17 protein-coding genes and 1 pseudogene are annotated in these 23645 nt (G+C 48.0%); all 18 read right to left on the bottom strand.

Features of this window, described 5'->3' with window-relative positions; genetic code table 11:
* Positions 1-199 precede the first annotated feature (199 nt).
* Positions 200-1018 carry an endonuclease/exonuclease/phosphatase family protein gene (locus tag AC0VZ8_RS16375; protein ID WP_475487565.1) on the bottom strand — a complete coding sequence of 273 codons (819 nt, stop codon included), beginning with the start codon at positions 1016-1018 and terminating at the stop codon, positions 200-202.
* Positions 1019-1101: 83 nt separating this feature from the next.
* Positions 1102-2094, bottom strand: a complete 993-nt coding sequence (locus AC0VZ8_RS16370) for a phage baseplate protein (protein WP_475487564.1) — start codon at positions 2092-2094, stop codon at positions 1102-1104.
* Positions 2095-2440: 346 nt separating this feature from the next.
* A pseudogene (locus tag AC0VZ8_RS16365) lies at positions 2441-2834 on the bottom strand (YvaD family protein).
* Positions 2835-2872: 38 nt separating this feature from the next.
* A complete protein-coding gene (locus AC0VZ8_RS16360) occupies positions 2873-3433 on the bottom strand; it encodes a TetR/AcrR family transcriptional regulator (RefSeq protein WP_475487563.1) in 561 nt (186 codons plus the stop codon).
* Positions 3434-3625: 192 nt separating this feature from the next.
* Positions 3626-5950: a glycoside hydrolase family 3 N-terminal domain-containing protein gene (locus tag AC0VZ8_RS16355; protein WP_475487562.1), complete on the bottom strand. Its 2325-nt coding sequence runs from the start codon at positions 5948-5950 to the stop codon at positions 3626-3628.
* Between the two features lie 33 nt (positions 5951-5983).
* The gene (locus AC0VZ8_RS16350; RefSeq protein ID WP_475487561.1) at positions 5984-7561 is read right to left on the bottom strand and encodes a response regulator transcription factor; all 1578 of its coding nucleotides are present in this window, start codon (positions 7559-7561) and stop codon (positions 5984-5986) included.
* Positions 7545-9344: a cache domain-containing sensor histidine kinase gene (locus AC0VZ8_RS16345; protein ID WP_475487560.1), complete on the bottom strand. Its 1800-nt coding sequence runs from the start codon at positions 9342-9344 to the stop codon at positions 7545-7547. The genes AC0VZ8_RS16350 and AC0VZ8_RS16345 overlap by 17 nt, the downstream gene beginning before the upstream one ends.
* Before the next feature lie 47 nt (positions 9345-9391).
* Positions 9392-10222, bottom strand: a complete 831-nt coding sequence (locus AC0VZ8_RS16340; protein WP_475487559.1) for a carbohydrate ABC transporter permease — start codon at positions 10220-10222, stop codon at positions 9392-9394.
* A 16-nt stretch (positions 10223-10238) separates the two neighbouring features.
* Positions 10239-11111, bottom strand: coding sequence for a carbohydrate ABC transporter permease (locus AC0VZ8_RS16335; protein ID WP_475487558.1), 873 nt, complete (start codon positions 11109-11111; stop codon positions 10239-10241).
* 94 nt (positions 11112-11205) lie between these two features.
* Positions 11206-12501 (bottom strand): extracellular solute-binding protein, encoded by a 1296-nt coding sequence (locus AC0VZ8_RS16330; RefSeq protein WP_475487557.1) that lies wholly within the window; start codon positions 12499-12501, stop codon positions 11206-11208.
* Positions 12502-12797: 296 nt separating this feature from the next.
* Positions 12798-13814 (bottom strand): glycoside hydrolase family 130 protein, encoded by a 1017-nt coding sequence (locus AC0VZ8_RS16325; RefSeq protein ID WP_475487556.1) that lies wholly within the window; start codon positions 13812-13814, stop codon positions 12798-12800.
* A 277-nt stretch (positions 13815-14091) separates the two neighbouring features.
* A complete protein-coding gene (locus AC0VZ8_RS16320; protein WP_475487555.1) occupies positions 14092-15591 on the bottom strand; it encodes a malate:quinone oxidoreductase in 1500 nt (499 codons plus the stop codon).
* Positions 15592-16014: 423 nt separating this feature from the next.
* Positions 16015-16980, bottom strand: a complete 966-nt coding sequence (locus AC0VZ8_RS16315) for an ABC transporter substrate-binding protein (RefSeq protein ID WP_475487554.1) — start codon at positions 16978-16980, stop codon at positions 16015-16017.
* Between the two features lie 69 nt (positions 16981-17049).
* Positions 17050-18672: an AraC family transcriptional regulator gene (locus tag AC0VZ8_RS16310; RefSeq protein ID WP_475487553.1), complete on the bottom strand. Its 1623-nt coding sequence runs from the start codon at positions 18670-18672 to the stop codon at positions 17050-17052.
* 161 nt (positions 18673-18833) lie between these two features.
* Positions 18834-19460, bottom strand: coding sequence for a spore coat protein (locus AC0VZ8_RS16305; protein ID WP_475487552.1), 627 nt, complete (start codon positions 19458-19460; stop codon positions 18834-18836).
* Positions 19461-19627: 167 nt separating this feature from the next.
* Positions 19628-20722, bottom strand: a complete 1095-nt coding sequence (locus tag AC0VZ8_RS16300; RefSeq protein ID WP_475487551.1) for a GerAB/ArcD/ProY family transporter — start codon at positions 20720-20722, stop codon at positions 19628-19630.
* Positions 20670-21995: a Ger(x)C family spore germination protein gene (locus AC0VZ8_RS16295; protein ID WP_475487550.1), complete on the bottom strand. Its 1326-nt coding sequence runs from the start codon at positions 21993-21995 to the stop codon at positions 20670-20672. Before AC0VZ8_RS16295 ends, AC0VZ8_RS16300 begins: the two co-directional genes overlap by 53 nt.
* Before the next feature lie 23 nt (positions 21996-22018).
* The gene (locus AC0VZ8_RS16290) at positions 22019-23593 is read right to left on the bottom strand and encodes a spore germination protein (RefSeq protein WP_475487549.1); all 1575 of its coding nucleotides are present in this window, start codon (positions 23591-23593) and stop codon (positions 22019-22021) included.
* Between the last annotated feature and the right edge of the window lie 52 nt (positions 23594-23645).

Below are 23645 nucleotides of genomic sequence, written 5' to 3'. Positions count from 1 at the left end.
CTCCTTGTGCTTGTATCGTAGCATAACCTATTTTGTGGATATAGACAGAACGGTAAAAAAACTGTAAAGGGAAGAATATCGATTCATCTCCTCATACGAAAAAGGCTACCCCGAGCAAATGCCCGGTGGTAGCCTCTTGACCATTGTTATGTCTGCATGTATCTTGCACGAACCTAAACCTTAAGCTTGCCCAAACGGCCTAACGCTTGAATGATACTTCGGCTGCGATAGGCAGATGGTCCGAAGCTTCCGTATGGATCACGCGCTGATTCGAATGCTGGACAGCAGGTGAGGTCAGAATGTAATCGATCGTTGCCGACGGATTGATTACAGGAAACGTATAGGCATCTTCGATTCCCTGAAAGCTGTTTACGAATAAACCGCTGTCCAGCAACAATTTAAACTCTGAACTGTTTGGTTCTGCGTTGAGATCGCCCATCAGCAGCGCCGGTCCCTCAGAAGCTGATGCAAGCTCAATGATTTCCTGCGCCTGTGCCGTTCTGCTGGTGACGTCCAATCCAAGATGCGTGTTGTACACATCCACGTGGATCCCCTTCAGATTGACAACAGCGTGTAGAACACCGCGCTGCTCCTTCCCGAAGCTGCTCAGCAGCACATTCTCGGATCGAAGGATCGGATACTTGCTTACGATGGCTGTTCCATACTGGCGGTTATTCGTCTGACCTTCCGCAGGCTCCAAATCTAGATTCGCACCATAAGCATAGTGATATCCGAGCAAACCTGCCAAATCCTTCGCTTGGTCTTGAAAGTCGCTTCGTTCCCCGTAAAACCGGTCCACTTCTTGAAGGCCGACAATCTCTGCGCCGGAATCACGGATAACATCGGCGATTCTTGGCAGGCTTAGCTGCTCATCCAATCCAACTCCGTGATGGATATTGTAAGACATCACCGTTGTGCTTACTTCTTTGCCTTGTCCTTTTCCAGCCGCCAGCACCCCCGTTGTAAACATCGGAACAAACAACAGGCAGGCGATAAACGAGACGAAGCCTTTTTTCATGGACAAATCTCCCTCCCATAGTCGAATGCCAACTATGCTAAATTTACTGATGTTACAGTTATCAGAGACTAACTTGGTGGAAGTTAATTAAATATGCTGTCCGGAACGTAATACACTTTTTGCGTATCTTTTTTGTTTACCGGGTCCGTAACGATCGTAAAATAAACATTGCCGTTCTTTGTCTGTACGCCCTCGATTTCATGGTTCCCCACATTCGTTATTTTCACGAGGGTCTTGAATGTTCCTGCGTTGGTCATCATGGCAATCTGCGGGATATCGCCTTCGGCACCGCCTGACGTATATATTTTCGTCTGACCCAGCATATCGGCCCCCTGGAAGGATCCGTTCGGCCTTACGATCGCACTGCCCGACTGCGTAAAGCTGCCAACGGCGGCGTTAACCGCAGCTGCGCTGTCCATTCGCACCTGTTCATTACTGTCCAGAAGCTTATTGAGTGCGACCGTGTCATAAATCGACCATGTTACGGTTCCCTCTTTGGTTTGAACCCGGAACACCGTATGTGTACTGTTGCCGCCGCCATCCACACGGTAGGTCTCACCAAGCCTTGCCCCCGTTTTATTGGCGTAATTCATGTAGGTGAAGCGATGCAAATCCGTATAATCCACGGTCTTGCCAGCCGAATATTGCAGCCTAGCTACCTGCAGCGACCAGTAATAATCCGTTGAAGGATCTGCTTTGGAACTAAAGTAAAAGTAATTGATGCCATTGTACGTATACATATCCAGCGTTTGGCAGTGACCGGTATTCGTAACGGTCATTTCATCTACATAAGTAGCGTCGCTCCCGTTAATGAGCAATCTTGAAAGATAGCAATTTCCCTTCGACCGCTGCGTGACATAGAGATATTTATCCGCGATATAAGCCTTCTGAACGGCCACGTTATGATTAAGTCCCTTTAAGTTGTAGGCGAGCGTTGCTGAAGCGTTGATCGTTTTCTCAGGAGTCGCCGCGAATGCGGGCAATCCGGACAAACAAAACACGAGAGCTGCAAGTATTGCGGACGTGAGCAGTTTTAAATGCCTATTCATATGCCTCAACCCTTGAACGTCAACCATCAATACACCTCCATTAATAATAGGAAACAAATTGGACTGCCCCCGAAAGCGCACGAAAGACAAGGTTCATGCGGGCATTTTGCCATGATATAGGATATCTTCCTCCTCTCTTTATACAGAAACATCGTTTCATTCCAATCAAGTTTCTGCTTCATTACAAAAAATGGGGGATCCACTATTGAGTTTACCATGTACCTCAGGAATTTCCCGTGTATAAAATACTTAAAGTTAGACGAACCGCATGGTCCTTTAGCCCTTTTTTTTCGCTTGCGCTTAGAAGATGCCGGCAGTGACTTTTATCGAATGTTCATCCGATCTAGGAAAATAAAAATCAAAAAGCCGTGTCTTAACACGGCTCCTTGGTCTCAAGCAGTTTTGGGATGAAGAACAATGGATATAACATCAGGTAGAGATTAGGCGCCCACCACATGATGTCAAAATCGGACTTCATGATCCAAAAAGCGATCGCCTGCAGTCCGGAACAAAATGTCAGGATGAGCGAGATTAAGGCAACTTCTCCACTTTATATTCATCTGTTTATGTAGGTAAATGCTGTACATTCCGGTGATCGAAATGAGTATATCCAGCGGGAAGAACGACCAATTCCAGGCCACTAACAGCTCATTGGTATAATCCTGATATAAATATTCCTTGGGGATTAACGCTAGTGCGGTGAAGACCCAATACAAGATAAATCCGATATCCGTAAATAAAAACAGGCCTTTTAATGATTTACTCAAGTGATACCCTCTCTTCTCCTTAATGAATAAATGATCGTTCAAACTTCCTTCTTGATAATACCGGATAACAGGATCTCACCCATATCCCTCAGGCTCTCCTGAAGCGTAATGCTGCTTTTATTCTCAGACGAGTCCTCAATTAATCGATAAAGGCCTCCAACATACAAATCAATAAAAACTTTGGTGTTAAACGGGCGTAACAATCCTTGATTAATCCCTTCTTCAAATAGTTCAGTGATGCTGTCCCATTGTTTATTCAGAAATTCATCCAGCGTCTTCCATTGATCAGGATAGTAACGCTGAAGCTCGGTTATGAGGTTTAATCCGATAAACTGAAAATCAGTCGGAATGAGGATAAGGCACCGCTCAAGTTTATCGAGTGTAGTCAAATCAGGTTTATTCATGATGTCCTTTTCTTTTTCTTGAAGCTCGATAATGGCCTCACGAAGAATCGTTGAAATCAGCACATCCTTGGAAGGGAACCATCCGTACAGCGTCTTCGTGCTCATACCCAGTTGTTTGGCAAGGTCCCCCATCGTAAAGCGTAATCCTCTTCTCTTGATTTCATGGCTTGCCATCGCAACAATTCGCTCTTTCAATAGGAACACCTCCTCGCTCGGAAAACAATGAAACGATAATATTTTCCCTGATTTCTAAAATCATATCCCAATTTCTTCTTCTAGTCAACGAACGTGCTTATTCAAGACAAAAAGAGACAGCGTTAAATGCTGCCTCCATGTATCGATGCATCGTGCTAATGTTTAAGAACCCTTTTTTGTTTGAGCTTCGTTTTAGGACTTTAACCTTAACTGAACAACGCCGGTTTCCCATTCCGAGTGGGCCCCTACTACGATGTTGACTCGACAAGGAACTACTTCGAATTCCATGTTTCGATCCCATATAGCCAATTCCTCGAAGCCAAGCTCGAAGGTGACGGTGCTTACATCACCGGGCTCCAGCGCTATCTTCTTAAATCCCTTTAATTCCCGCAAACGACGGGTAATTCCTGATTGATCGCCTTGAATATAGAGCTGTACGGTTTCAAGTCCTTTCATGTCTCCGCTGTTTCTCACTTCCACGCTCACTTCGACACGGCCTCCGGATCGAAGCTCTTCCAGCGTCATTTCCTTGTGAGAAATCGTTGAAGTTCCGTATTCAAACATGCTGTAACCAAGACCGAATCCGAACGGATATAACGGCTTGGACGGCATATCGACATAGGGACGAGGCTGTCCGGCGTTCTTCTGATTATAATAAACCGGCAATTGACCCACGGAGCGTGGTATGGATACGGATAGCTTGCCGCTGGGATTCACCTGTCCAAACAGGATCTCGCCAATGGCACGGCCTCCTTCGCTTCCAGGATACCAGGCACACAGCAGTGCATCGCTGAGCTCAGCTACCTCGGCGATGGCCAGCGGACGTCCCTGAATGAGTACCGTAATTACGGGTTTGCCGAGCGCGTGAATTTCCCGGACCAATTGCTCCTGTTTGCCGCCTAATCGGAGATCGGCCAGATCGACGCCTTCGCCGCAATCCATTTCCGTCGGATCGCCTTCTGCTACAATGGCTGCGCCATTACTATCAAACGTATCTCCGAATTGACGGGCACTGCTGCCGCCGAGCACGAGCACGACCGCATCTGCGGAACGGGCTGCTTCAACCGCCTCGGGTAGGCCTTCCGTCGACATGCCTCGTACGCTGCATCCGGGAGCAAAGACGATGTCCGTGCCTGCGGGTGCAGCCATCCGAATGCCTTGAAGCGCCGTGACTCCGCTGCCCTCGCGCTGAATGCTGGTGTAGTCCCCAAGCTGGTTGTAAAGTCTTTCCGCGTTAGGTCCGATGACCGCCAGTCGTTTGATCCGGCCGCTATTCAGCGGCAGTACGTTTGAGTCGTTCTTGAGCAGCACAATCGCTTCTCTTGCGACGGATGCATTTAAGTCTTTAGCGGCAGCATTATTGACGGTTGCAGCTGCCAAGCCTTCGTCTATGTATGGGTGCTCGAACAGTCCCAGTCTGAATTTAAGCCGAAGCACTCGAGCCACCGCCCGATCGATGTACTCCATATCGGCCTTCCCTTGTTTCACCGCTTGTTCAAGCGTGGTGAACGACTTGTCCCACAGGCTAAGATCAACCCCGGATGACAGGGCAAGTCCTGCCGCCGATTCATAATCTCCCGTTATGGACACCAAACGGTCGATGGCCGTTCCATCCGCCATGACAATCCCATCGAATCCCCATTCATCTCTCAGAATGCCGGTTAACAGCTTATCATTGGCATGACATGGGATGCCGTCAAGCTCATTATAGGCCGCCATGACCCCTGCCGCTCCTGCCTTGATCCCGGCCTGCGCAGCTGGCAGATGAATTTCGCGAAGCTCCCGCTCGCCAACGGGAACCGGTCCTGCATTGCGACCGCCCTGCCCTGCTCCCTGAGCGCACAGATGCTTAAGCACGGCTGCCGCCTTGTCCGGGCGCTTCCGCTCTTCTTGCTCTCTTCCCTGCATGCCGTGCACAACCGCCTCCGTCATCCGTGCAGCCAGGTACGGGTCTTCCCCGTAACACTCCTCGGAGCGTCCCCACCGCGGATCCTGCAGAATGTCCAGTACCGATACCAAGCCGATGTGAGCCCCGCGGCTGCGGATCTCGGAGGCCACTTGGCTATAGGCGCGTTCAATTAATTCAGGATTCCACGTCGATCCGATAGCCGTATTAACGGGCAGAAGCGTTCCGTCTAGCGCCTGATGACCATGGGGACATTCCTCCGCGAGAAGGACAGGAATGCCAAGCCGGCTGTGTTCGATCACATAGCGCTGTATGGCATTCGCTACCTTGGCATTGTCTTGCGTAGGAATCCCGTTCTCATAGGTCACTCCGGACCAAGGGTCCGCCCGGAACAGTCCGTACAACGCCCCCATGCCTGCTCCCCACTCGACATGCTCTTTGAATAATTCGGTTAGTTCAAACTCCGTTTCAGTCCCTTCGCATTGCCGATATGCCATCCAGCCGTACAAGTGCTGGTTCAGCTGCCCGACCTTCTCGCGCAGCGTCATTCTCGACAGCAAATCCTCTACACGCTCGTCAACGGGAAGAGCCGCATTCCGATACTTATCCATTTTCTCCTTCTCCTTCCAATCTGGTCAGTATGCTTATTCTTTGATATTCAAGACCCGATATTTCTTGGGTGTCATTCCCGTGTACAGTTTGAAGACGGATACAAAATACTTGTATTCTTTATACCCGACGCGATCTGCAATCTCAAACACCTTGTCCTGCGTTGTCAACAGCAGATTTCTCGCCTCGTTAATGCGCAGTTCGTTCATGTATTCGCTGAAGCTTTTTCCCGTGCTTTGTTTGAAAATATTGCTGAAATAGCTCGGCGTGATTTTCAAATATGCGGCCACTTCCGATGCTTTCAGATCACTAAGATAATGTTCCGCCATATACTTCTTGGCCTTCTCAATGATCCAGAACGATCGGTCGATCCCAACCTTGTCGATGAGCTGCAGAAGGTCAAACACTTCCGTGGATATCGCCTGCCGGATCGCATCGACATGATTGTATACATCCAGATCGAACGTCCTTTCCAGGCCATGCTCAAGCTGGGTCAGCCCGCTTTGCCGAAGGCGCTGCCGCAGCATGATGGACAGTTCATCACAGACCTTCACCATATCCGTCAATAGATAGCGCTGATCGCGGAAAAATTGGAACATGCCGCCCACCAGCTCTTCCAGCATTTCAGCATCCTGCTTGAATAACGCCACGGACAGCTTCGAGACCATGTCCGAACTGTCAAAATCGCGCAGCACCCGGCCGTTATCCACTTTCGTCTTATAGGCGGAATCCAGTAAAGGGCAGTTATCCAAAGCATGATAAGGCAGCAGGTTTCGAACTTCCGAACACATGGCTGCGGTTTGATCCAAGGACGTGTAGGCATCCGATACCGCGCAATACATGCGATGCTCTTTCGGCCAAGAATCCAGCATATTTTGCAGGACTTCATCCCACTGCCCTTTCAATAGCGGTTGATCCGTCATCAGCAGGGTCATCAGCAAATTTTTATGCACGAATACGGATACGTGACGGACTCCGCGTGATTCCAGGTTATCACGTATCGTATGCAGCCACAATTGCTGAAGTATCGCAAAATCCTGTTCGGTCACGGAAGCCGCGAGGTTTGAGAACTTCTCCAGCTGCGTGGCTATGAGTTTATACTCGGCACTGGTTAGTAGATATGGAGGCACAGGTCTAGCTATTGAGGTTTCGTACGGCGCGGCCATTTCGGCGAGCCAAAGCTCGGCGTCCTTGACTGAACCATCAAGACGGGTATCCTTCCGGCGAACGTCTTCCACGATTCCCGCCACGACCGCCACCAATTCTTCAATATCGACGGGTTTCAATAAGTAATCGGTTACATCAAGCTTGATGGCTTGGCGTGCATACTCGAATTCCTCATAACCGCTGATCATGATGACCCGAATCTGGGGGTGGCAGCGCTTCAGCTCCTTAGTAAGCTGAAGACCGTCCATTCCCTCCATCCGGATGTCCGTCAGAACCAAATCAATCTCTTGTTCTTGGACCACCTGCAGCGCTTCACTGCCGTCATAGGCTTCCGCAACGACTTCAACGCCATGATCAGCCCAATCAATCGTATAGCGCAGGCCTTGACAGATCACGGGTTCATCATCAACGATGAGCATTTTTACTGTCTTATCGTGTTGCATCATGCGATTCACCACCGTAGGTTTCAGAATGTGGGAGCTTGAGGCGAATCAAGGTACCTTGCGTTGAAGCCTCGATTACATCCAGACCGTAGCGTTCTCCGAAAAATAGGTACAGACGTTCATGAATGTTGCAGAGCGCGCCTCGATTGTGACCGGTCTGAACCCCGGTACGGAGAGACTCCCGGACCTCCTCTAAGGTAACATCGTCCATCCCGCGGCCGTTATCCTGCACGTCGATCCACATTTCATCCTCACGCTTGTATGCTTTGATCGTTATTTTCGCTACTGGCTCGCGCCGATTGATGCCATGCTTGAGGAAATTCTCAACCAATGGCTGTATGGTAGCCTTCAGAGTTAGCGTATTTGCCAAATCATATTCCATGTAAAGCGCGTATTTCAATTTTGGACCCAGCCGCCTCTGCTGCAAATACAGATAAGAGCGCACAAATTCCATTTCCTTTGCCAGGCTGGTCTCGTACTGGCCATTGTTCAGGCTGGAACGCAGGAATCGAGACAGGATTTCGATGAGCTGACTGGATTCGCTCGCCTTCTCCAGCCTGGCGGTCCAACGGATCATATCGAGCGTGTTATAGAGAAAATGCGGATCCATCTGCTCCTGAAGCAGACGCAGCTCCGATTCGCGCTCACGCAGTTCCAGCTTGTATTTATGCTCGATCAATTCTTGAATCGTGGATACCATATCGTTAAACCTGCGGTTCAATTCGGAAATCTCGTCCTTGGAACGAATAGGGACCCTGGCGGAGAAATCGCCGAGTTTTACCCGATTGGTCTCAATCTTCAAGCGCAGGATCGGCCGGATAATCGTATAGTGGAAGCCGATCAAGGCCGATAAACCCAACAGGAGAATCCCGCCGAGAATGACCTGCATCAAAATGGTTACGCCGCGTAGATCCTGATCAAGCGCCGCCTTGGGCACCATGGAAACGATAATCCAGTCGGTATTTTCCATCCGTTGATGAAAGGTCAAATATTCATCACCGTCGTGACGGTAAGTAGAAGTGCCCATCGTCCCTGCGGTTACGATATCCTTAAACGCTGCCTCATCGCCGGTATTCAAGGGAAATCTGTCTTTGGAGGGCAGAACAGGTCGTCCATCGGAATCCACGATGAATACCATGCCTTCGTCCCGCGTCAACCCCCGCTGAAGCTGTTTGAATATACTGGCTTCATCCATACGGATTACGAGCCGGGCAAGCGGCAGCGTGATCTCGTCGTAGGAGTTCAGTACACGGAACAAGGACACGAGGCTTACTTCTCCATACCAACCGCTGGTTGAAGGATAGGCACTGCTCCACACGATCCCGCCTTTGTGCTCGTCTGCGAGCCGGTTCCATGATTCTTCGTTGCCGTGAATCGGCTCGCCCATCTGAATGGAATTACCGTTAAAGCCGGTGATGGATATCGATTTGATATAATTTTTGGACATTAACTGAAACGTCAGGAAACCTTCGAGATTTTGCTTCAACCGCTCCGCTCTCTCGCTCTCCGGCGGTGGATCCAGCCGCAAATATTGACGCATGTCATTGCTCAGTATCAAATAATCGGCAATATCCTCAATCATGGTCGTTTGCTCTTCCAGTTGACTCGTTACAATCTCCAGACTGCGCTGGCTTGATTGGATAAATTGGCCCCGCAGCACTTCGTTCAGCTTGTCTTGAGCCAGGACGCCGACCCCAAGCGTAGGCAAAATGACAAAAAAGAGGAAAATGACCAGTGCTTTCTGTTTCAGACCATAATTCCCGATCCAGCCAAAACTGCTGCGCATGTTCATTCCCTCTTTCGTCGTCCTCATGATGTTGAATTGAAATCTGTTTAACCTTTAACTGCTCCTGCCGTCATACCGTTAACCAGTTGTTTTTGCAGCAGCAGGTAAAATATGATGATCGGTATAAGCGCGATTGTCAGTGCCGCCATTTGCAGCGTCAAGCTGGCCGTCTCGATGCCGACAAAGTTGGCGAGTCCGAGCGGCAATGTCTTCAGCGACGATGAACTGATCAAGACGAGTGCGAACAAATACTCGTTCCAATTATAGATAAAGTTCAGAATCACGACAGTTGAAATGGCAGGACGCGTGATCGGCAAAATGATCGAACAGAAAATTTTGAATACGCCCGCGCCGTCCATGACGCCCGATTCTTCGAGATCCTTCGGGAATCCTCTCATGAAGCCTTCCAGAATAAAGATCGTCAACGACAAATGGAAGGCCGTGTATGGAAGAATCAACGATAAATGCGTATCCAGCAAATGCAGGTTTCGCATGATCAGAAAGATCGGAATCAAGGTCGCGTGGATCGGAACGACCATGCCCAGCAAAAATATCGCGTAAGTCGCTCCGCGCAGTTTAAAATTGAACCTTGCCAAGAAGTACGCGGCAAGCGATCCGAGAAGGACCGTCACGACCAACGATACCACGGTTACGATGATACTGTTGAGAAAGTAGGTATCCATATTCGCAACTTCCCACGCTTTTGCGTAATTGGAGAATTGCAGTTCGGTTGGTATGGAGAACGGGTTCGCCGCATATTCCTGTTCGGTTTTGAAAGAATCTACGATCATCCAAAAGAAAGGGATTATATTAATAATAGCGAATATCCCCAAAAATGTGTATGCCGTTAAATGGAACCATTTCGTTTGTCTGTACATCTCCTCCCTCTCCCTTCTATTCTTTTTCTCTAGCAATTCGATTCACGATTGTAATAACGATAAGGCTAAACAGAAGAATCAATACGGATACCGCGCTGCCGTAGCCGAATCTCATATTCATAAATGAGTTGTTATACATATAGACGGTCATAACCTCTGTTGCATGGGCCGGTCCTCCGCCGGTCATGATCTGGATCAGATCAAACACGCGGAACGAATTGCTGATGCTGTAGACAACGGAGACGAGCAATGTCCCCCGGATCATCGGAATGGTAATGCGCATAATCCGGTTTAATCCGGTCGCCCCGTCAAGGGCTGCCGCCTCATTGACTTCATCGGGGATGTTCTGCAAAGCTGCCAATAAAATAATCATGTACAGTCCGCAGTTTTGCCATATATAAGCGATGCTGATCGAGATCATGGACCAAAACGGATCGCCCAGCCAATTCTGCTGCCAGCTCTCGAGTCCCAATACACCAAGCAGATTGTTCAGCATCCCGTATTCCGTGTTGTACACCATGCCCCAGATCAGGGACACCATGACCGATGAGATGACCACGGGCAGGAATCCGATCGTCCGGAAGAAACTGGAGCCCTTAAGCCCTCGATTCAGCAGCAAGGCCAGCAGGAGGCCAAGCGGGATCTGTCCCGCGATCCCTGTAAACATAATGATGATATTGTTTTTAACGGACAGCCAAAAAATATCGTCCTTGAAAATATCAACAAAATTGTCCAGCCCGATAAACCGCATAGGTGTGATCCCATCCCAGTTCATCAAGGAATAATAAACCGATAAGCCAATGGGAAAGATGGCAATGCAAATATATATAATGAGTGCTGGCGCCAAGCCCAAGAAAATAGCCCATTTTGTATGCTTAAGCGTATGCATTGGCGTAACTCCTTTCTTTCTGTCTTTAATAAGAAAAACCCGCTGCCGGGTTTTTCTTTGTACCATCATGAACTTGACTTAGGGAAGTGCGCCCTTACTTCATGTTGTCGAACGCTTCCTGAACCTCTTGAGCGAGCTCCTCCGGCGTTCCTCTGCCAATCGTCAGAGCCTGCAATCCGTTCTGCATGACATCGGTAACTTGGGTCGGAATAACGCTGTCGAATACCGGCGCCGTTCCCTTGTTGGTCAACTCCAGCATTTCTTTGAGATACGGACTCGCATCTTCTGGAATTTCAACGTTGGCCGGCACGACAACGCCTTTACTGATCAGATCTTTGTACAGGTCCTTATTGACAAAAAACTTGAGGAATTCCTCGGCAGCCGCTTTCTTTTCATCGCTCAATCCTTTTTTAATGGAAATACCGTACTGAACGACGCCTGCGCTTTTCACCGGATCGCCGGAGCCGCCAGGGACGCTCGGGAAGAGCGCAATGCCAAATTTATCCCCTTCCTCGTTGTTGATGCGGATTCTTCCGTCAACGGTGGAAGAAGAGATATGCATCGCTGCCTTACCTTGTATGAAGTAGTCCTGGCCTTGCACGGAATCCATGTTGTTCGCATCGGTATTGAATGCCCCCAGCTTGGCGAGTTCGTCAATGACGGCAATCGCTTTCACATATTCGGGATCGGTAAATTTGGCTTCCTTATTCAGAATTTTCTGCAAGAAATCACTGCCTACATAGCGGTCACCGATAATCGACAAGAAGGACGATTGAAGCGGCCATTTCTCTTTGTTGCCCAGGGAGATCGGCGTAATGCCGGCTTCCTTCAGCTTTTTTACCGCATCAATGAATTCGTCGTAGGTAGCCGGAAATTGGTCATAACCGACTCCAGCGAACATTTCCTTGTTGTAGTAAATAATATCCACGAAGGTTTGTTTGGTCGGCACGGCAAATTGACTGTCGTTCTGGTTGAACCCGGCCAATGCGTCCTCCGGCAAAATATCCTTCCAGTTGTCCATCAGGCCATCCAGCGGCATCAGCAGATCCCCGGCTACCAAAGGAGCCAGATCGGCACCAGGCCATACGACATTGATATCCGACAGATTGTTGGCGGCAGCCAGCGTGCGCAGCTTCGTTTTATACTCGGTTGCCGCTACCCCATCCTGTTTGATGATGATGGCGGGATGCTGTTTTTCAAACTCGGCGATCCTTTCCTTGTACACCTCGTTATCCACGTTCGGCGAGGTCCATGGATGCATGATGTTCAAGGTAACCTTTTCCGGCTCGGCAGCGTCTTTCTCTCCAGACCCGCAGGCTACGGTTGACATGAGCAGCAGCGCGGCTGTTCCGGTGAGCAGCAGCGTTCTAAGCTTCTTAGGCGTTTTCATGTGATATACCCCTCTCTATATATTACATATCATGTTCTTATATTTAACAATATAAGATATATTAATTATACAATCGGGCTCTCGATCCCAATATCCATTAAAAAAACGATTTCATCTAATTTTTTTAAGTCATTTTAAATAACTGAAACTTATAATAAGCATATTTTCATTTCTTGCGTTAATTTTAGTAACATAAACCTTACAAATTTTCAAATCAATGGTATCGCTTACAAATTAGGTTCTAGAGGAAGCGCGACAGCGAAACCAACTGCTCTGCCACGCCCTCACTCCTCCCGTTATTGCGGTTCGTTCAAAATATAATCTACCAACTCATCCAGAGGAACCGTAGCGAGCGCAATCGCCGTATCCGTCACGCCATAATAGATATAGAGGAGCCCGTCCTTGACCACATTGCCTGTCGGGAACACGACATTCGGAATCTGATAGCCGAACTTCTCATAATACGTCTCCGGCTCCATAATGAAGCGGCGGGTTCTGGCGATGATTATTTCCGGATTTTCCAAATCCAACAGCAAGGCCCCTACGCGATACACCGTATCTTGGTCCACGCCGTGATAGAGCACCAGCCATCCTTTGTCTGTCCGCACCGGAGGCGTTGAGCCGCCGATTTTTTTAAACTCCCAATCGTTGTTCTCGGCCTTTGCCAGCAGCTTGGGCTCGTCCCAATGAACCAAGTCTTCGGAGTAGCTGATCCACATGGCTGCTTTTTCGGTTCCGTATTCCTCCCCTACATATTCTTCCGGTCTGCGAAGCAGCACATACTTGCCGTTGATTTTCTCCGGAAACAGAATGTTGTCGCGGTCATTGATATCCAGCGGCGTTGTATCGCACAGGTACTCCCAGTGAATGAGATCCTGGGAAGTCAGTATCCCGGAGCGCGTCAGCCAGTGGCCTTCCTCTTCGCCCCAACCGTCCGGATACTCGGGAATCGAGCGTTCGGGGATGCCGGCTCCCGTCGGGTAATAGTTCATGGCACATGGCCGTAAGGCATAGTTCAGATAAAAGGTATCGTCGATCTTGACGATCCGCGGGTCCTGGATACTGCCGTAGGGGAATCCCAGCTGATCCGGCGTTACGACGGGCTCGTCCAGCACATGAGTAAAATGCACGCCGTCCGCACTCTCCAGGAGACCCAGGTAGTTTTTGCAGGGAGTCAGCGAGCCTGCCGTCCGTTCTATCATATAGAATTTTCCGTTATCGATAATGACGGCCGGATTGAATACCGTCACCTTTCTCCAATCGTAAAGTCCAGGCACTACGATCGGATTCTCCGGATGCCGGGTAATTTTCATGGGTAAGCCTCCTATGATCGTTATGTAAGTGTTATCAATTCTTGATTTCATTATAAGAGGCTTGGCCCATTCATAATATCCTGCAAACTTTCAATAATATCCGAAATATTGATATCTGTGATACTTGGCTGTTAAATAACGTAAAAAAGCGGTTCAATGAATGAACCGCTTCGATCTTTGGCCATATGCCGATACGTATATGGGATGTTCCTTATTTATGCGTTATCCAGTAACAGCACGATGTGTCTTTTAATTGCCGCTTTCTACCTGTCTACTATTAGCTATGCACCAGTACTTTTAAGCTTAGACCTAGCGCTTGCGCAGTTGATTCTTGAATTTCCTCGAATACGGCCGGGTTTTTCGCAAGAGACATGCCGTATGAAGGAATCATTTCCTTAATTTTCGGCTCCCATTCTTCCATATGCTGCGGGAAGCACTTCTCTAATACCTCGAGCATCACGTGAACAGCTGTCGAAGCGCCTGGGGAAGCACCGAGCAAGGCAGCGACCGAGCCATCCGCGGCACTAACCACTTCAGTACCAAATTGAAGCGTTCCTTTACCCTTCGGTGTATCCTTAATCACCTGTACACGTTGGCCCGCCACGACGATTTCCCAATCCTCGCTTTTGGCGTTCGGAATAAACTCGCGTAATTCTTCCATGCGCTTTTCATTCGATAGCACCACTTGCTGGATCAAGTATCGGGTCAATGCCATTTCTTTTACGCCAGCCGCCAGCATGGTGAACAGATTGTTCGGTTTGACGGATGTGATCAAATCAAAATTAGACCCCGTTTTTAAGAACTTCGGCGAGAAGCCGGCAAACGGACCGAAGAGCAATGCCTTCTGGTTGTCAATATATCTTGTGTCCAAGTGGGGAACCGACATCGGCGGAGCGCCAACCTTGGCTTTTCCGTATACTTTGGCATGATGCTGCGCTACCACTTCCGGGTTCTTGCATACCATGAATAATCCGCTTACCGGAAATCCTCCAATATGTTTGGACTCGGGGATACCGGTTTTTTGCAATAAATGCAGACTTCCGCCCCCGCCGCCGATAAAGATGAACTTCGCCGTATGATATTCGGTTTTACCATGCTCGATATCATGGACTTTCACTTTCCACGAACCATCTTGTGTACGTTTAATATCCTTGACGCTATGCTTGTAGTTCATTTCGACGTCTTTGCTCTTCAAGTGGTCAAACAGCATGCGCGTTAAAGCGCCAAAGTTAATGTCCGTCCCGGAGTCGATTTTGGTTGCCGCTAACGGCTCATTCGATGTACGCCCTTCCATAATAAGCGGAATCCATTCTTTCAGCTGATCCGGATCCTCGGAATATTCCATTCCTTGAAAGAGCGGGTTGTTTGACAGCGCTTCAAAACGTTTTTTCAAAAAAGTCACGTCTTTTTCGCCTTGCACTAAACTCATATGAGGAATAGGCATGATAAAGTCCTGCGGATTGCGAATCAGATTGCTGCTTACCAGATAAGACCAGAACTGTCTTGAAACCTGAAACTGTTCGTTAATATTGATCGCTTTGCTGATGTCTATAGATCCGTCGGGTTTTTCGGACGTATAGTTAAGCTCACACAATGCGGAATGGCCGGTCCCCGCATTATTCCACTCATTGGAGCTTTCTTCCCCCGCGCTTGCGAGTTTCTCAAACACTTTGATCTCCCACTCAGGTACTAACTCTTTCAGTAAGGCTCCCAATGTTGCGCTCATGACGCCGGCACCGATTAAGATTACGTCTGTTTTTTTCTCCATGTTGCTCATTATAAACCTTCCTTATCCCATATATTTGAAAAAAGAATAGACATCCCTGCTAAAAACGTCATTAAAAAGCAAGGCGTCCTCTGAAAACACACGTTTTCTGTGTCAATTATCACCATATTATAGTCTATTATAAATATTGATAGATTAAAATACCTACTATTATCTAATCATTATAAACGATTTAAAGTTGTTAACAAAGTGAGAAGATCCTCCACAATACCCAAACACCCTGGAAACCAAGTATAAACTTAGGATCATGCTATTGATTAAGTCCTTTTTTACCACTAAAAAAAGCCGCGAAAATCGCGACTTCTTAAGTCTATCTGTCCCTGGATCTCCGAAACTTTATCGACTACATCTGGCCGGCATTTCGAGAACCTTTCGCAAAGGAATTAGTATGTATATCATACTGACACTTTGTCGCTAGAGCCTCCCGTTGCCAAGCAGCAGCTTCGTCTGGATCTCCAATTGCTTCTCAAGGGAGATGAGATCGCCTGCCGAGAACTGATTGATATCCAACGTGTAGATGCGATTGTTTTTGTAAGCCGGAAGGGATTTCCAGATGGCACTCTCCAAAATCTCCTTGGCACGATCCCCGCCTCCGTCCGCATCGTAAACCGTCACGAACATATAATCCGCGGCCATCTCCGGCAGCGATTCCAGGGAAATGTCCAGACCGGCTCTTCCGTTTACGATCTGCTCTTTTACGGCTTCTGGCGGCTGATAGCCGAGACCCGAATACAGATTGCGGGTACCGCGACCAAAGCTCTCACCTACGACCCAGAAGTTTTTCGCCCAAATCTCATAGACGCCAACCGTTTCTCCTTCCCTCACGACTCCGTCCAGCTTCGCCTTGGCCTCAGCAAGCTTCTCCTCATAGTGCCGAATCGCTTCCTCCGCTTCCTCCGATTTCCCGAGGAATTCTCCGAATTCACGCAGCTCGGCATACAGATCTTTTGCTCCCCAGGGAATCACAATCGTCGGTGCGATTTTGGCGAATTGCTCATAGTTCTTATCGGAAGGTCTAATAATGAGATCGGGATCAAGCGATACGATTTTCTCAAGCGCCGCCTGATCGTCACCGATATCCTCGATGCCATCGGTCAGATCCTGCAAAAAATATTGATTCAGGCTGGCCGTACCGGCGCCGACTGGCTTAACGCCCAAGGTTAGCAGATGGCCAAGATATTGCGTCGCGACAATTCGCTTCGGATCCTTCGGAATCTCGATCTCGCCCATGACCGTTTCATATTTACGTGTTGCCCCTGTTTGCGGGTCGCCATTGGCCTTAACAATTTCACTTTGCTGCTGTGTGTCTCCACAGGCGCCCAGCACAATGACCATACTTCCGATCAGAGACAACATCAATCCTTTAAGCAACAACCACATCTTTTCACCCTCCATCGTGTTGATAATGATTATCATTATTAACATGATAACGGCAAGGGTTGCACGGGTCTATTGCGTTCCGTAAGCGGTTCTATGGACATTTGTTAGAAGCTCGGTGAGTATGGACAATTGCTGCTCCAAAGCAAGCGGATCATTATATTTAAATAGCTCCAGATCGAGAAAGAACACATTCCCGTTTCGAACGGCAGGCAAGCTTCTCCATTCCTTGCTGTTCATGACACGTTCTGCATATCCTGCACCTCCACCACATTCCCAGATGGTTACAAACATATAATCTGCGGCATACGCTGCCAGCATGTCCGGCGTTAACTCCAAGCCGACTCCCTCACCTAATACGTGTTCTGCAAGCGGTCCTGGTGGCCGAAACGAGAACGTCTGGTATAAATTGCGCAGTCCTCTGCCATACGCCATATTAACCGCCCATAGCCGATCCGCCCAAAACTCATACACGGCAGCCGAAGCATGTGGACTGATCAGTTTAGCTACTTGAGCAGCAGCTAGCTCCTCCTTCGCTCGAAATCCATCCATCCAGTTCTTCGCTTCGCGTTCGCGGTTAAGTGCTCTGCCTAATCGTAACAGTTCGTCGAGCGGGTCTTCCTGTCCCCAAGGAAGTGAAATGGTTGGAGCAAGCTGGGATAAGGGCTCGCTGTTCGGTCCGGACGTGACGATCAGATCGGGCTGCAACGATGATATCGTCTGGAGCGATCGGGCATCTCCTACGTCCGCTGCATTCCCCAGCTTTCCGACATAGGGGCGGGCACGCAGCAGATTGGTTGAAGTTCCTGCGGGCGTAAGTCCAAGCGCCAGCAGATGACCCACATATTGCAGGGCCACAATACGCTTCGGACGCTGGATATAATCACGAGGAGAGTAACCGAAATACTGCTTGAATTTCCGGCTTAAATATAAACCGTCCTGGTAGCCGATTTCCCGGGCGATTCGATCGAGATTACGATCGTCGCCGCTAAGCAATTCCTCCCTGGCTTTCTCCAGGCGAAGCCGCGTCAGATACTCCGTGAAGCCGGATCCCGTTGCTCTTTTGAATGATACAGAGAAGTGTTCCGGCGTTAGTCCTACCCTCTTCGCCATGTCGTTTCGCGTTATCGCCTCGGCGAAATGCTTCTCCATATAATCCACTGCAAGTCTCATACGCTCCAGCCAATCCTCTTCACGCTCCTCATCATTGGTTGACTGCATCAGCGTACCCAACAGTTGTTTAAATACCGCATCTAAGCGAAGGTTTGTTGCAAGTCTCCCGCTGCTGACTCCGGGAAATTGCTTGAATTGGTATAGTTCTTGAACCAGAACAAGAGCCTCGTGTGTAGCGGCGACGGGAAGCTTACCGGTGCCCATCAGTGCAGAGATTCGCTTGCCGTATACGATTCGGCTTGGTGTCCGCTCCTTGAACTCCCATACATCGTATTGCAATTCATAAAGCTCGAGCGGAACCGACGAGTTTGGCGTCCGGCGTATGTCGGCAATCGTCCCCGGCGGACAATAACAGATCGCCTTCGCTTTCAATCGATGCCTAACTCCATTCAAATACAAATCACCTGAACCTTTACTTACCAATAACATGGTATGTGTTTCCATGTATCCACCGGCAGCCTCTTCGGTATGACCAAGCTTGATATAGTGTACTCCAAACAGCGAATATTGCGTCTCTTCCATGCTGACGGCCACCCCTTCAGACTGTAATATTGTTTTGTCCTATTATAGTCTGAATGATAATCATTCTCAATTAATATTCAGCCGCTGAGGTTATGTATCTCTTTTCCTTTTAGAAGAATTAAAAAAAAGCGCCCTGTCCATACGGACAAAGCGCTTGGTTATTAATGAGGGGGCATATTGCCAGGCATTGGGGCTGTGCCGTAACTATTCTGCATGTACTGCATATCTTGCTGAGGCAGCTGCGGTACTTGGTAGTATCCATGCTTATTCTGATATAGCGAAATTTCATATGCCATTTCGATGCAGTTAGGAAGAGAATCGGCAAGCACGCGGCGTACGACCGGATTCGTAGATTCCATGGCTGCATTGGTTTTCATCGTAGCACCCGATTTCACTGCATTCAGCATGCTGAGCGCGATGGTTTCATCGTTGATCTCGGCTGTAGACTGCATCGGTTTTTTCGGCTGGCCTGGTTTCATGCCGTAAATAAAGTCATTGCCCTGCTTCATTTTATAGCTTTGCGTCGGCTTTGAAGGATCTTGTCCTGATTTGAAACACTCTAAGGTGATGTTATACTCATCAGCTATAAATTGCTTCTGACGCTGCAGGATATCCCGAAGCTCCGGATCCTGCACATGTCCGCTCAGCATGGTATACGTGTTCATCGTATTGATAGCCCCTGCCAATACTTCGTGGACATCAAACATCTCATGTCCGCCGTGGTTCAATTGTGGAGGAATCATACCGGTCTCCATGTTTTGATGATTTTGTGGTTGTTCGAATTGCATTCTCGTACCTCCTAATATGGTTTGCTTACATGTCAATCAAGTAATTTCAACAAGGTGGTAGCTGGATAACGGCTTCTTTTCTGCAGTTCAGGTTTATTGTGAATTAAACAAGCCGAAAGTATTCAGGGTATTTTTAGCGAACACAAGTATTGTTGGTGCTGAAACTTTCATTGATGTTGTTTTTCCATCTTTTGTCTGATCCATATCGTAAGGAGAAGCATCGAAGGCAGCGCCACCTGGAAGATGGGTGTTACATATGTCACGACAAACTTAATCCCAAGCCATATATGATGAGGGTAATTTGGGGACAAGAATGCCAACATATATAAGCATACTCCTAAGAAAACAGTACATATCTTATAGGGGATTCCTGTGAGTTTAGTGAGGCCGATTACGGCACCCATAGAAAAAGCAGTCATTTTCGCGCCCAGCCCCAGAAATAGTATAAGAACGAATAAAACGTCGATGCGCTCAAAGACATCTGCAATTTCGATCAGCTGAACCACCTGCAGCAAAGGAAGCGTACTACTGGCAGCAAGTGTCGGCCCTAAGACCAAAATATTGACTTGGTTGATCAATATTAAACAAATCGCCGTAATGATATATGTGATTATCACGCCTCTCCGCAACCTTCCCTTCTTATGCACCAAAGGAAAAAACACCAGGAACAGGAGCGTTTGTCCAAACGGAAATGACACCAGCTCCGGTATGGCTGCAGAGAATACTGGTTTAAAACCATTCTCTAAAACCGGCAGCATCATCTCTGTTTTAATAAGTCCCGTCGTTAACAGCAGGGAATATATGGTGAGATAACTCAAAATAATAATGGGAAGCAGGCCAGCGCTGACCAAAAAGACAACACGAGGCCCATACATCACCGTACTTGTTATGACAACAATGGCGATCAGCATGATAAATCCCAGCGGTGTCCGGTTTAACAAAGTCAACACCGTTAGTTCACCTAAATCCCTTAGATTACGAGAGGCTTCATAGGTGAAATAAGCGGTAAAGGCAAAACTTGCTACAAAACCGATGACTTTACCGAAATATCGTTTGCATAAATCATACAGATCAAGATCAGGATCTGTGCGGTGTATCATCAGATATATACAAAGTAGGAGCAGTCCAACGCAGGCGGCTAGGGCCATGGCTAGCCAAGCATCCCGCTTGGCTTCAGCTCCCAAGAAAAACAAGGTTGTGCTTCCAACCTCAAAAAGAGCCAGATAACATACTAACTCGGTAACTCGAATGGATTGGTTCATAAGCAGCTTTCCCTTTCTGTGCCCTTACCAATGAAAAGAGCAAAGGCCTACTAAGAGCTCCCGTCTCTCTGAAAGACGTTTGTGACATTCCTGTTTGACTGATCGTTGCATCCACCTCTAGTACAAGTTGGAGAGATTGCATCTCCTCTTCTTCCCAACGGTCCTTTAACTTTTGCCAATCTTTCGGATATTTACGATGGATCTTGTCGGCAAAATGTGGCAAATCGACTTTCATTCTTTTGGCGGCTTCCCATCCTTGTTCCATATAGTCCTTAATTACCTTCTCAATTTCCTTCTGCGCCGCATGAAGTATAGGCAAGCTGGTTAAGTTACTATGACAATGAGACTCCGATATTGTACCTTTGACTTTAACAGAAACTCGCATTTGATAACCGTTTGCCGTTTTATGAGGTGTGACTTTGGTTTTTGCAGAGGCCGATTGGAATGAAAATTGTTCTTTTTCTGTATTCGATTCTGGACAAGGAATGGATAACGTACTGATGCTCACTTTATCAGTTAACCAAGATATTCCGAAGCTTTCACTACGCGTTAACGTTCCGATTCTCCGGTCTTTATCAAATACGGATAATCCCGTAATTTTAAGTTTTCCGCGGGTAGAGGTTTTATGTAATTGATCCACGGAATCCACTTTAGCCTCCGGCCCACCCACTAATTCAATCTGGGGAACACCGGCTGCTTGTGACTCCGAATCCAAACTAATAGCCAGCTCATACATTTTCGTGGATGGGTAATTGCCATTAAATTGATCCGTTTTTTCCAGTATATTAGCGATGGCTGCACCCGGTAATCGTTCAGTCGGTACAAGTTGCTTTAGCAGCTCACTTGCCTGCCCGTTCGTAACCAGGACATTGACGGTCTCACGCATATAGGTGTTTCTCCAATAGAAATCCATGATTTCGCTAATCCCCTTTTCCGTTGCCTGCTGACCAAGCACAAGGATATCCGTATGCGGAAAATATAGACGTCTGGCTGATTCCGTATAACTGACATCAATCGCTTCCCGAAGCGTTGGGCCCGTTGAGGAAAACACATGGATTGGAGCCTCCGAGCCGCCAGCCTTGCCAGCACCGCCAGCACCGGATGAAATCGCCGATGGGTTAATTAATTGATAAGAAACGATCCACCGATCCCCTGACCGGTCTATGCCGATCGCTGAGATGAGGCCGATCTCGTTTAACTCGGTTTGATTCCAGCAGCCTGTCATTGAAAACATCATAACGAGCAAAAGTGTTATTTGAGCGAAAATGCGCATATTTCACCTCTAGTTAATCAAATTCACTTCGTCTGATCCTTTCTCGTATCCTTAGAACGTGGATTCTCGTTCTGCCTGACTAGATTACGTTGACTGATCTCCTTAGGCCTGGTCTTGAGCAATGGCCATGGTAGACGGACAAACAGATCCTTCATTTCAGAGAAGCGGAGCGGTATCATAGGCGACAGATAGGGAACCCCAAACGAAGTCAGGGACACCAAATGAACATAAAGAGGCACGATGCCAGCCAAAATACCGAACAAGCCAAGCGTCCCTGCCAGCAGCATCAAGACAAAACGAATTAATCGAATGGCTGCTGCCATGCTAAAAGCCGGGATCGCAAAATTCGCAATAGCCGTAAAGGAAACTACGATCACCATCGCACCGGACACAAGGCCCGCCTGAACAGCAGCCTGTCCCAATACGAGAGCCCCCACAATCGAAATGGCTGGTCCAATGACCCTTGGCATCCGAACCCCCGCTTCTCGAATGATCTCGAACGTTAATTCCATCATGAAGGCTTCAACCAGCGCAGGCAGTGGAGTGCCTTCCCTTTGCGCTGCCAAACTAATGAGAAGTGGAGTCGGAATCATCTCCTGATTAAACGTCGAGAAGGCAATATATAAGGAGGGAAGCAGCAGGGATACCACAACAGAAACAAAGCGAATGGCCCGCAAAAATGTGGTCAAGTCATACCGTTGATAGTAGTCTTCACTAGAATGGAGGAACTTAAAAAAAGTAACAGGGGCAATCAGTACAAAGGGTGAACCATCAATCAAAATGGCAACTTGTCCTTCCAAAAGGCTTCCAGCCACTGCGTCAGGGCGTTCTGTGTTAATCATCGTTGGAAAAGGTGTCACGGAAGCGTCTTGGATAAATTCTTCGATATATCCGCTTTCCAGCACGCTATCCGTATCAATGGAATGTAACCGTGACATAATCTCTGATACAACCTGCGGATCCGCAATACCCTCAATATGAGCTGTAGTCACTCTGGTATTGGTATATTTGCCGATAACCATCGTTTGAACCCGCAAATCCGGTGTTCGAAGCCTTCTTCGGATAAGGGATAGATTGGTCGAAATGTCTTCAGTGAAGCCATCTTTAGGTCCTCGAATCACGGTCTGTGAACTCGGCTCAACAATCGATCGCTTCTCCAGACCTGCAACAGATGCTGAATAAGCGACATCCAAGCCATCAATTAAGATAACGGCTTTACCTTCTAATACCGCCGGGATTAAGGCATGAACGGATCGCAGCTGAGTTACCTGCCTTGCCGGCAATACTTTTTTCAGCAATGCATCCATATCAGGCGTTCCAACGGTATCCACTGTAACGGTTAACCAAGCTTCCATGATTCCGTTAAGCTGATCCAGATCAACTAGTCCCTCTATGTAGCACACCGCAATTTCCGGTATACCGTCGCGACCCGGTACTATTCTGACAATAAAATCAGAGCTATTCCCCAGTTTCTGCTCCAATATTTGAATGGAGTCTTGAAGTGACGTGGTTATCGGATGTGGTGTATCCGTTGTTTTCTTTGTTCTGTTCTTTGGAATGCTTCGTTTCAGCGCTTTTATCAGTAATCGACTTAACATAACACTCACTCCCCACCAATCTATAGCTATTATGGGGACTTACATAATAATT

The sequence above is a fragment of the Paenibacillus sp. QJM3NY_38 genome (assembly GCF_056173265.1).
Note: the sequence above shows the minus strand (reverse complement) of the source record. Positions and strands in the feature narration are given on the sequence as shown.

Excerpts from the sequence above, each read along its gene's own strand:
- AC0VZ8_RS16375 (WP_475487565.1), bottom strand. The coding sequence starts at position 1,018 with ATGAAAAAAGGCTTCGTCTCGTTTATCGCCTGCCTGTTGTTTGTTCCG.
- AC0VZ8_RS16370 (WP_475487564.1), bottom strand. The coding sequence starts at position 2,094 with ATGGTTGACGTTCAAGGGTTGAGGCATATGAATAGGCATTTAAAACTG.
- AC0VZ8_RS16355 (WP_475487562.1), bottom strand. The coding sequence starts at position 5,950 with ATGGATAAGTATCGGAATGCGGCTCTTCCCGTTGACGAGCGTGTAGAG.
- AC0VZ8_RS16350 (WP_475487561.1), bottom strand. The coding sequence starts at position 7,561 with ATGATGCAACACGATAAGACAGTAAAAATGCTCATCGTTGATGATGAA.
- AC0VZ8_RS16345 (WP_475487560.1), bottom strand. The coding sequence starts at position 9,344 with ATGCGCAGCAGTTTTGGCTGGATCGGGAATTATGGTCTGAAACAGAAA.
- AC0VZ8_RS16340 (WP_475487559.1), bottom strand. The coding sequence starts at position 10,222 with ATGTACAGACAAACGAAATGGTTCCATTTAACGGCATACACATTTTTG.
- AC0VZ8_RS16335 (WP_475487558.1), bottom strand. The coding sequence starts at position 11,111 with ATGCATACGCTTAAGCATACAAAATGGGCTATTTTCTTGGGCTTGGCG.
- AC0VZ8_RS16330 (WP_475487557.1), bottom strand. The coding sequence starts at position 12,501 with ATGAAAACGCCTAAGAAGCTTAGAACGCTGCTGCTCACCGGAACAGCC.
- AC0VZ8_RS16325 (WP_475487556.1), bottom strand. The coding sequence starts at position 13,814 with ATGAAAATTACCCGGCATCCGGAGAATCCGATCGTAGTGCCTGGACTT.
- AC0VZ8_RS16320 (WP_475487555.1), bottom strand. The coding sequence starts at position 15,591 with ATGAGCAACATGGAGAAAAAAACAGACGTAATCTTAATCGGTGCCGGC.
- AC0VZ8_RS16315 (WP_475487554.1), bottom strand. The coding sequence starts at position 16,980 with ATGTGGTTGTTGCTTAAAGGATTGATGTTGTCTCTGATCGGAAGTATG.
- AC0VZ8_RS16310 (WP_475487553.1), bottom strand. The coding sequence starts at position 18,672 with ATGGAAGAGACGCAATATTCGCTGTTTGGAGTACACTATATCAAGCTT.
- AC0VZ8_RS16305 (WP_475487552.1), bottom strand. The coding sequence starts at position 19,460 with ATGCAATTCGAACAACCACAAAATCATCAAAACATGGAGACCGGTATG.
- AC0VZ8_RS16300 (WP_475487551.1), bottom strand. The coding sequence starts at position 20,722 with ATGAACCAATCCATTCGAGTTACCGAGTTAGTATGTTATCTGGCTCTT.
- AC0VZ8_RS16295 (WP_475487550.1), bottom strand. The coding sequence starts at position 21,995 with ATGCGCATTTTCGCTCAAATAACACTTTTGCTCGTTATGATGTTTTCA.
- AC0VZ8_RS16290 (WP_475487549.1), bottom strand. The coding sequence starts at position 23,593 with ATGTTAAGTCGATTACTGATAAAAGCGCTGAAACGAAGCATTCCAAAG.